This is a genomic window from Clostridium thermobutyricum DSM 4928, assembly GCF_002050515.1.
GTDB classification, from domain to species: domain Bacteria; phylum Bacillota; class Clostridia; order Clostridiales; family Clostridiaceae; genus Clostridium; species Clostridium thermobutyricum.
In genome coordinates, this window is the sequence record NZ_LTAY01000067.1 from 1 (window position 1) to 9950 (window position 9950).

Genomic DNA, 9950 nt, shown 5'->3' on the forward strand with positions numbered 1-9950 from the left:
GGTTAAGGCCTTAATTATAAGCCTTTAAGAGAATTATTTTCTTTAGAATTTATAGATTATTAAATTATTCAAAAACAATACTAATATATTATTAAAATTTTTAAAATTAAACCAATAATTAAACTAAATTTAAAACTATGACACTAACTAGAACATTTGTGAAAAAGTTTTCACAAGAAAATTTAATTATTAATTTGTTAGTAAAAAAGGATATTAATTGAGATTTATTTAAAAAAATATATTGATAATTATACTAAAAAGGCTTTTTTAGTATTAAAAATAATGAACAAATATATAGTATAACAAAAAAATTTAAAAAAATTGGTTTATTCTGCCTTTAGTAATCACTTGATTTCTCTATAGGCGTGTATATAATAGGAGATGAAAATGAAAATGTTTACTTTGAAAAGTTTCTATTCAAAGTGAAAATGTTTACTTTTAAAGTTTCTATTCAAATTAAAAAACGAAAGGATAAGATTATTATGTCTAAACAACAAAATAAAAATACTCACTCATTGAACAGTAATGTTATTTTTGTTATTGGTGCACTTGGTGGATTATTATTTGGATTTGATACTGGTATTATTTCTGGTGCATCACCACTTATTGAAAAAGCATTACATTTAACAATTTCAGAAATTAGTTTTGTAACATCAGCAGTACTTATTGGTTCTTGTGTAGGAGCTTTAACTATTGGTGGATTATCTGATAAGTATGGGCGTAAATTGCTTTTATTTATCTCTTCAATACTTTTTATAATTGGGGCGTTAATGTCAGCTTTTGCTCCTAATTTTGTAGTTATCGTAATAGCTAGAATTATATTAGGTTTAGCTGTTGGTTCTGCATCTGCACTAACACCAGCTTATTTAGCAGAGCTTGCTCCTAAGGAAAGACGTGGTTCTTTAGAAACGCTTTTCCAACTTATGATTACTGCAGGAATTTTACTTGCATATATGGCAAACATTGGCTTCCTTCATCACAATATTGCAGGTTGGGCAGATTGGAGATGGATGCTTGCAACAGCATTTATTCCAGCTTTAGCTTTATTTATTGGTAGTATAATTCTTCCTGAATCACCTCGTTTTCTTATTCGTGTAGGTAGAGTTGAAGAATCACATAAAGTATTAACACAATTAAGACCAGAGTATACTTCTGAACAAATAGAAGGTGAACTTCGTGATATACAAAATGCTGACTCTGAAGTACATAAAGGTGGTGTGAAAGAGTTATTTACTATAGCTAGACCAGCACTTGTGGCTGCTATCGGTATTATGTTATTTCAACAATTAGTTGGTATTAATTCTGTTATTTATTATTTACCACAAGTTTTTATAGAAGGATTCCATTTTTCAGCTAGTTCAGCAATTTGGATTTCAGTAGGTATAGGTGTAGTAAACTTCTTATCAACAATTGTAGCTACTATAATTATGGACAAATTTCCACGTAAGAAACTGCTAATATGGGGTGCTTTTGTAATGGGAGTTTCACTAGCTATACTTAGTGTTATTAACTATACAATCAATATTGAGACAGCTGCTACATATACTATAATTCTTATTGCAATTTATATTTTTGGATTTGCTGTTTCATGGGGACCTATCGCTTGGGTACTTATTGGTGAAATATTCCCACTAAGTGTTCGTGGAGTAGGATCTTCATTTGGATCTGCAGCAAACTGGTTAGGAAATTTTATAGTAACACAATTCTTCCTAATTATTCTTGCTCTTTTCCATAATAACGTTGGTGGACCTTTTGGAATTTTCGCAATCTTCTCTTTCCTTGCTATTCCATTTGTTATGCGTTTTGTTCCAGAAACTCATGGTAAATCACTTGAACAAATTCAAGATGAGTTATTAGAAGGATCAAAGACAAAACATAAAGATGCAAATTAGAGATACACTTATAAATTCATATATTAATTTATTCAATATCTTAAATAGAAAAAGCAGATAAAATATTATCTGCTTTTTCTTTATTTTATATTATTTATTAAAAATAGAATTGATACTTTAGAGATATTATAATGTATGAAAAGTCATGAAGAATATAAAGTTCAAGAATTAATACAAAATATTAAGAGAGGAATATTTACAAAAGTAATTTGTATATTTGTAAAACGTTTGAAAAATATAAATTATTTATGTTATCATTATAAGAAATCTATATTTAACATATAAATTATAATTTTATATTAGATACTGTATAATATTAATTTAAATTAGATTAGTTAAGTAATATTGTATTAAGGAAAAGAGTGATGAAATAATATATGACTAAAATGTTGGATAGGCATAGTAAAATTTTAAAGTTATTAACTGAAAATAAAAAAATAGAAGTTACTAAATTATCTGAATTACTAGATGTATCTCAAGTAACTATTCGTAAGGATTTAATAAATTTAGAAAATAAAGGGCTAATAATTAGAGAGCATGGTTTTGCAACACTAAATTCAAGTGATGATATTAATAATAGATTAGCACATAACTATGAAATTAAAAGGAGAATCGCTCAAATAGCTTCAGAGTTAGTTGATGATGGTGAAACTATTATGATAGAATCAGGGTCTTGTTGTTCACTTCTTGCTTTAGAAATAGCAAAAACAAAAAAAGATATAACAATAATTACAAATTCAGCTTTCATCTCTGAATATATAAGAAAATATCCTAATATAAAGATTATCTTATTAGGTGGAGAATATCAAAAAGAGTCTCAAGTAATGGTTGGGCCTATTACAAAAATCTGTGTTCAAAATTTCTTTGTAGATAAATTGTTTATAGGTACTGATGGATTTTCAAAAAATTCAGGATTTACAGGAAAAGATTATATGAGAAGTGAAACTGTACGAGATATGGCAAATCAAGCTAATAATGTAATCATCCTTACTGAATCAACTAAATTTTCTCAAAAAGGAGTGGTTAATTTAATTACTACTGATTTAATTAGTTCAGTTATAACTGACGAAAATATACCAAAAGAATATGAAGATTATTTATCTAGTAAAGATGTAGAACTAAAAAAAGTAGAATATTAAAGCTCACTCTGAAACAGAGGTTTCAGAGTGAGCTTTTTGTATTTAATTAAAATATTTATATAAGTTAAAAAATTAAGGATTTAATTAATAATATTAGCATTGTTAGAAAAAACAATTTAAGCCTTTATCAATGAATATATTTTTATAATTTTCTAATGCTTCAGGTTTTAAAGGTTTTATATCTTTTAGTTCATATGTTTTGTTAAGCATATCATACTTTTTTTCTCCAAACTGATGAAATGGCAGAAGTTGCACATTTTTTACTCCAATAGACTTTAATAAGTCTGATAATTGATAAGCATCTTCTAATGAACTATTAAATTCAGGGATAACTGGAATTCTTATTAAAATATTTATTTTATGTTCAATAGCCCATTTTAAATTTTTAATAATTAAGTCATTATAAACTCCAGTTCCCTCAAAATGTTTATTGCGGTCATAATGTTTAACATCAAATAATAATAAATCGAATAATAAGGCTAATTCTTTAAATAAATCATGTTCAATATATCCTGTTGTTTCAATAGCTATATGAATATTTTCCTTTTTTAAAGATAAAGCTAATTCTTTTAAAAAATCTGGTTGGCACATTCCTTCTCCACCAGAAATAGTTACGCCTCCATTTGATTCTTCATAAAAATCTTTATCTTTAAGACATTCATATATAACTTCTTTAATTTCTTTATAATTTCCTTCATTTTCAATAGCTTTATTAGGGCAAATTGAAACACATTTTAAACAGCCAATACATTTTTTATTATCTATAGTTATTTTATTATCACTTAAACTAAGGGCATTTTGATTACAGTTAACAATGCATGTTTTACATTTTGAACATTTAGATTCATCAAAATTTATTTCTATATTACTTAATTGTGATTCAGGATTAGAACACCATTTACATTTTAAAGGACACCCTTTAAAAAATACTGTAGTTCTTATTCCTGGTCCATCATGAATACTAAATTTTTGAATGTTAAATATTATACCTTTATTTGACATATAAATTCCTCCTAAATTTATATTATTTTAATATTTTATTGACATTTATATCTAATATGATACCATAATATTATAAATGAAACTATAATTAGTTTCGAATGAAACTTAAAATTGTTTTAGGGGGAATAGGAATGAAAAATTATTTTGGCAATTTGACTGAAAGAATGAATGATTTTCGTGAAGAGTTATTAGAAACTAAAGCATCTATTGATGCAACAAGAGCTGTTATTACTACTGAAGCTTATAAGCAACATGCAGATAAACCAATAATTGTAAAAAGAGCTTATATGTTAAAAAATATTTTAGAAAAGATGCCTATATTTATTGAAAAGCAAACATTAATTGTTGGTAATCAAGCAAAAGCTAATAGAGCTGCACCAATTTTTCCAGAATATGCTATGGATTGGGTAATAAGAGAGTTAGATGAATTTGAAAAAAGAGATGGAGATGTTTTTTATATTGATGAAGAAACTAAAGAAGAACTTAGAAATATAGCTCCATATTGGGAACATAATACAACTCTTGATAAAGGATTAGCCAATATTCCTCCAAATAGCAGAATATTATATGACTTAGGTATTATTAAAGCAGAAGGAAATATTACTAGTGGTGATGCACATATTGCAGTTGATTATGGGCGAATTATGAAAAAAGGTTTGAAGGAATATGAAGAAAGAACTATTGCTGCTAGAGATGCCTTAGACCTTACAGACTTTAATAATATAAAAAAATATCATTTTTATGAAGCAATCCTAATTGTACTTGATGCAGTTAAAACATTTGCTAAAAGATATTCTGAATTAGCAAAAAATATGGCAGAAGAAGAAAGTGATCCAACTAGAAAAGCTGAGTTAATAGAAATTGCTAGAATAGCAGAAAAAGTTCCATATGAACCTTCAGATAATTTCTATGAAGCAGTTCAATCAATGTGGTTTGTTCATTTAATTCTTCAAATTGAATCTAATGGACATTCATTATCATATGGTAGAATGGACCAATATCTATATCCATATTTAGAAAAAGATTTAGAAAGTGGAAATATAACTGAAGATAAGGCTGTTGAATTATTAACAAATTTATGGCTTAAAACATTTACAATTAATAAAGTAAGAAGTTGGTCTCATACACAATTTAGTGCTGGATCACCTTTATATCAAAATGTTACTGTTGGTGGACAAACTATAGATAAAAAAGATGCAGTTAATAAATTATCTTATTTAATTTTAAAATCTGTTGCTCAAACAAGATTACCTCAGCCTAATTTAACTGTTAGATATCATAGAGGTTTAGATGGTAAATTTATGAATGAAGCAATTGAAGTTCTTAAATTAGGAACTGGGATGCCTGCTTTTAATTCAGATGAAGTTATTATTCCTTCATTTATTGAGAAAGGTGTTACAGAAGAAGATGCTTATAACTATAGCGCAATTGGATGTGTAGAAGTTGCTGTTCCTGGCAAATGGGGATATCGTTGTACAGGAATGAGTTTTATAAATTTCCCTAAAACATTATTAATTGCAATGAATGAAGGAGTTGATCCTGCTAGCAAAACTAAATTAGTTGAAGGATTAACACATTTTAATAATATGGAAAGTTATGAAGATTTAAAAGAAGCTTGGGATAGTACTATTCGTGAATTCACTAAGCATAGCGTTATTATTGAAAATTGTTGTGATTTAGTTTTAGAAGATGATGTACCAGATGTTTTATGTAGTGCTTTAACTGAAGATTGTATTGGTAGAGGTAAACCTTTAAAAGAAGGTGGAGCTATATATGATTTTATTTCAGGATTACAAGTAGGTATTGCAAATTTAGCTGATTCTCTTGCTGCAATTAAAAAATTAGTATTTGAAGAAAAGAAAATTTCTACAACAGAATTATGGAATGCTTTAATGGAGGACTTTGCAAGTGATAAAGGTAAAATAATTCAAAAAGCATTAATTGAGGATGCTCCTAAATATGGTAATGATGATGATTATGTAGATAATTTAGTTGTTGATGCTTATAACACTTATATAGATGAGGTTAAAAAGTATCCAAATACAAGATATGGAAGAGGACCAATTGGAGGAGTTAGATATGCAGGAACTTCATCAATTTCAGCAAATGTAGGTCAAGGAAAAGGTACTTTAGCTACTCCAGATGGACGTAATGCAGGAACTCCTCTTGCTGAAGGATGTTCTCCATCACATGCAATGGATCAAAATGGACCAACTGCTGTGTTTAAGACAGTTTCTAAATTACCAACTCATGAAATTACAGGAGGAGTATTATTAAATCAAAAAGTTACTCCTACTATGTTATCTACTGAGGAAAATAAAATTAAATTAGCTATGTTAATTAGAACATTCTTTAATAGATTAGAAGGATTTCATGTGCAATATAATGTAGTTTCTAGAGATACTTTATTAGATGCTCAAGCGAATCCTGAAAAGCACCGAGATTTAATAGTTCGTGTAGCTGGATATTCTGCATTTTTTAATGTGTTATCAAAGCAAACACAAGACGATATTATTGAAAGAACAGAACAAACTTTGTAAGGAGATAATGATATGAAATTTATTATTGATGACGCAAATATAGAATCAATTAAAAATATATACGAGTATTTTCCAGTAGATGGAGTAACTTCTAATCCAACTATATTAGCAAAGGCTGGAAGAAATCCATTTGAAGTATTAAAAGAGATAAGAGAATTTATTGGAAAAGATGCAGAGCTTCATGTTCAAGTTATATCTAAAAAAGCAGAAGATATGTTAGAAGAGGCAGAATGTATTTTAAAAGAATTAGGTTATAATACATTTATTAAAATTCCTGTTACAAGAGAAGGATTAAAAGCAATTAAAATATTAAAATCAAAAGGTGTTAATATTACAGCAACTGCGATATATACTTCTATGCAAGCATATTTAGCAGGAAAAGCAGGAGCAGATTATGCAGCACCATATATTAATAGAATTGATAATTTAGGATTTGATGGTATTGAAGTTGCAAAAGAAATTCATGACATATTTAAAAAGAATGGATTAAAATGTGAAGTATTAGGAGCTAGTTTTAAAAACTCTAAACAAGTACTAGAACTAGCTAAATATGGAGTAGGAGCTTCAACAGTAGGTCCTGCTGTTATTGAAGGATTAATAAAAAATGATACTGTTACTTGTGCGGTAGATGTTTTTACTAAAGATTTTGAAAAATTATGTGGTGAAAATAAAACAATGAAAAATATTTAATTGAGATTAAATAATATAATTTTTGAGGTTGAATATAAATAAGTTTTATTTTAAGAATATTAAAAAATAATTATATGCTAAAAGCTGTTTTCTATATTAAATAGAGAGCAGCTTTTTTATATTGATTATTAGATATTGTTGAAATAGAAACAATAATTTAATATAATATGGGTAATTCATTAACGGTTGGGAGGATAAGCTATGAACAAAGAAGAGCAAGTCATGGCTGGATTTTGGAACTTATTTAATAAAAAGATTTGGCTTGATGCGGTTAAGATGAAAACTAGTCTTAAGGATTATAAGCCTTCTGAAATACATTGTATCGAATATATTGGAAGAAATGTAGATTCTAATGTAACAAAACTTGCAGAGACTTTTTATATGACTAGAAGTGCTATAAGTAAAATAACTAAAAAATTAATAGAAAAAGATCTTATAGAAAGCTACCAAAAGAATGGTAACAAAAAGGAAATATATTTTAGGCTTACAAACAAAGGTAAATCAATTAACAAAATTCATGAAAAACTACATAATGAGTTTCAAGAGAGAGATAAATTTGTATTTGAAGATATAACTGAAGAACAATTAGATATTATGATTAGATTTGCGGAAAAATATAATAATCATTTAGATAAAGAAATAAATAAATTAGGTGTAGATATGAAAACAGAAGGGTATGATAAATTATAGTTTATCAAAATCAATTTATATAATTGTATAGAATATGAAATTATTAGGAATATATGCTAAATGTTTTGCTATATCAAATAAATCTGAAAGATAAATAAAATAATATGCAGCAAACTCTATTGAGAGTAGGCTGCATTTTTATTTTTTTTATTTTTTGTTGACAAGGAAACAAAACTGAGATATTATTTTTGTTGACAAGGAAACAAAAATAATTTTGAGAGGAGAATTTAAGTGTTTAAATCTAAATCATATAATGAACATAAAATAGATAAACAAACTATAGATAAAAAGGCTTTAATATTTGGTCTTATGTCTGTATTTCTTTGTGGAATGGGTTTTAGTATAATATCACCTGTTATTCCATTCTTAGTGAAACCTTATATAAGCAATCCGAGTGAACAATCCATATTTGTTACATTGCTTACTTCTGTTTATGCAGTTTGTGTATTTTTTTCAGCACCAGGACTTGGAGCTTTAAGTGATAGATATGGTCGCCGTCCAATACTTTTAGTATGCCTTTTGGGTTCTGCAATAGGATACTTAGTTTTTGGAATAGGAGGAGCTTTATGGGTACTATTTGCTGGAAGAATAATAGATGGTATAACAGGTGGGAATATAAGTACCATATTTGCATATTTTGCTGATATAACTCCTAGAGAGCAAAGAACAAAATATTTTGGGGGGATTAGTGCAGTGGCAGGAGTAGGAACAGTACTTGGACCTACTATAGGCGGAATACTTGCTAAGTTTGGCTATTCTGTCCCATTTTATTTTGGAGCAATAATAACTTTATTTAATTTTGTTTATGGAATTTTTTATATGCCTGAGAGCCTTGACAAGAATAATAGATTAAAAAAGATTACTTTTGTAAGAGTGAACCCATTTACGCAACTTATAAATGTGATTTCTATGAAAAGCTTAAAAAGGTTACTTATTTCAGGGTTCTTGCTTTGGATACCAAATGGAGCTTTTCAAGCACTTTTTTCACAATTTACAATGAATACATTTAATTGGGCACCTGAGGTAATAGGACTTATGTTTTCAATTTTAGGAATCCAAGATATTATTTCACAAGGACTTATAATGCCAAAGCTTCTTCTAAAACTTAGCGATACCCAGATAGCAATTCTCGGAATGATTTCAGAAGCTTTAGGATACATTTTTATTGCAGCATCATCTATATTCTCATTCTATCCTTTTTTTATCATAGGAATGTTTATATTTGGTTTTGGTGATTCAATTTTCGGGCCTTCTTTCAATGGAATACTTTCTAAGTCTGTAGACTCTAGTGAGCAAGGAAGGATTCAAGGAGGTAGTCAAGCTATTCAATCTTTAGCAAGAATAATTGGACCTATAATTGGGGGACAAATATATGTATCACTTGGTCATTCATCTCCTGCTTTTATGGGGGTTATTCTCATAGCAATAGCCATAGCAATTTTTTATAAGAATATAAGTGTAGATATATAAGTTATTTAAGAAAATACATACTTCTATTTTTAATTATAAATGGAATAATCACAAATCTTGAATATATATTTTTAGAGTCTGTCTAATAACTTTTTAGTTTTATTTTTAGTATAAAAATATATATTTTAAGTTGGTAAAATAGTTAGATAAAATTTTATAAAAAGCAGTTTAATATTAACTTAAACAGATTAGAAATTAGCACTTTCTAATCTGTTTTTTTTTATATTTAAAGTATTAAATCTTAAAATATTTGCTTATGAAAATTTAAATAGACATATATTAAATGAATTATAGTAAGTATATTTAAGTAAATTATCTACATATTAAAAAAATAAAATAGGATTTTTATGGTATAATAAGCATTTTTTAGGCAATATTGATTTAGATTTAGTTATTTTTAGTCATAATATTAGTTTAAATTTTACAATAACAAAATTTAAACTAATAAATAATTAAAATAGAAAAGTAAGTAAATATACATAAATTAAATTATTTAGAATATTTGTAATGATATTACTATTTATCTT

7 protein-coding genes are annotated in these 9950 nt (G+C 27.1%); 6 read left to right on the plus strand and 1 reads right to left on the minus strand.

Translation table 11 applies throughout. From position 1 onward, the window contains the following. Positions 1 to 428: 428 nt before the first annotated feature. Both CLTHE_RS12255 and CLTHE_RS12260 read left to right on the plus strand, forming a co-directional pair. The gene (locus tag CLTHE_RS12255) at positions 429 to 1892 is read left to right on the plus strand and encodes a sugar porter family MFS transporter (RefSeq protein WP_080023738.1); all 1464 of its coding nucleotides are present in this window, start codon (positions 429 to 431) and stop codon (positions 1890 to 1892) included. A 386-nt stretch (positions 1893 to 2278) separates the two neighbouring features. Next, positions 2279 to 3031: a DeoR/GlpR family DNA-binding transcription regulator gene (locus CLTHE_RS12260; protein ID WP_080023744.1), complete on the plus strand. Its 753-nt coding sequence runs from the start codon at positions 2279 to 2281 to the stop codon at positions 3029 to 3031. Positions 3032 to 3133: 102 nt separating this feature from the next. On the opposite strand, the gene CLTHE_RS12265 is transcribed toward CLTHE_RS12260, so the two are convergent. Further along, complete coding sequence (locus tag CLTHE_RS12265; RefSeq protein WP_080023739.1) at positions 3134 to 4033, minus strand: glycyl-radical enzyme activating protein; 900 nt, start codon at positions 4031 to 4033, stop codon at positions 3134 to 3136. A 131-nt stretch (positions 4034 to 4164) separates the two neighbouring features. Between CLTHE_RS12265 and CLTHE_RS12270 the strand changes: the two genes are divergently transcribed. The 4 genes from CLTHE_RS12270 (at position 4165) to CLTHE_RS12285 (ending at position 9423) form a co-directional block, all read left to right on the plus strand. Further along, positions 4165 to 6573, plus strand: coding sequence for a glycyl radical protein (locus CLTHE_RS12270; RefSeq protein ID WP_080023740.1), 2409 nt, complete (start codon positions 4165 to 4167; stop codon positions 6571 to 6573). 12 nt (positions 6574 to 6585) lie between these two features. After that, a complete protein-coding gene (locus CLTHE_RS12275) occupies positions 6586 to 7263 on the plus strand; it encodes a fructose-6-phosphate aldolase (protein ID WP_080023741.1) in 678 nt (225 codons plus the stop codon). A gap of 201 nt (positions 7264 to 7464) precedes the next feature. Beyond that, positions 7465 to 7953, plus strand: a complete 489-nt coding sequence (locus CLTHE_RS12280) for a MarR family transcriptional regulator (RefSeq protein ID WP_080023742.1) — start codon at positions 7465 to 7467, stop codon at positions 7951 to 7953. A 231-nt stretch (positions 7954 to 8184) separates the two neighbouring features. Beyond that, positions 8185 to 9423 (plus strand): MFS transporter, encoded by a 1239-nt coding sequence (locus CLTHE_RS12285; RefSeq protein ID WP_080023743.1) that lies wholly within the window; start codon positions 8185 to 8187, stop codon positions 9421 to 9423. Positions 9424 to 9950: the final 527 nt, after the last annotated feature.

What these genes read in the sequence shown, in the direction of transcription:
- CLTHE_RS12265 (WP_080023739.1), bottom strand. Translation starts at nt 4,033, where the DNA reads ATGTCAAATAAAGGTATAATATTTAACATTCAAAAATTTAGTATTCAT.
- CLTHE_RS12260 (WP_080023744.1), top strand. Translation starts at nt 2,279, where the DNA reads ATGTTGGATAGGCATAGTAAAATTTTAAAGTTATTAACTGAAAATAAA.
- CLTHE_RS12275 (WP_080023741.1), top strand. Translation starts at nt 6,586, where the DNA reads ATGAAATTTATTATTGATGACGCAAATATAGAATCAATTAAAAATATA.
- CLTHE_RS12280 (WP_080023742.1), top strand. Translation starts at nt 7,465, where the DNA reads ATGAACAAAGAAGAGCAAGTCATGGCTGGATTTTGGAACTTATTTAAT.
- CLTHE_RS12270 (WP_080023740.1), top strand. Translation starts at nt 4,165, where the DNA reads ATGAAAAATTATTTTGGCAATTTGACTGAAAGAATGAATGATTTTCGT.
- CLTHE_RS12255 (WP_080023738.1), top strand. Translation starts at nt 429, where the DNA reads ATGTTTACTTTTAAAGTTTCTATTCAAATTAAAAAACGAAAGGATAAG.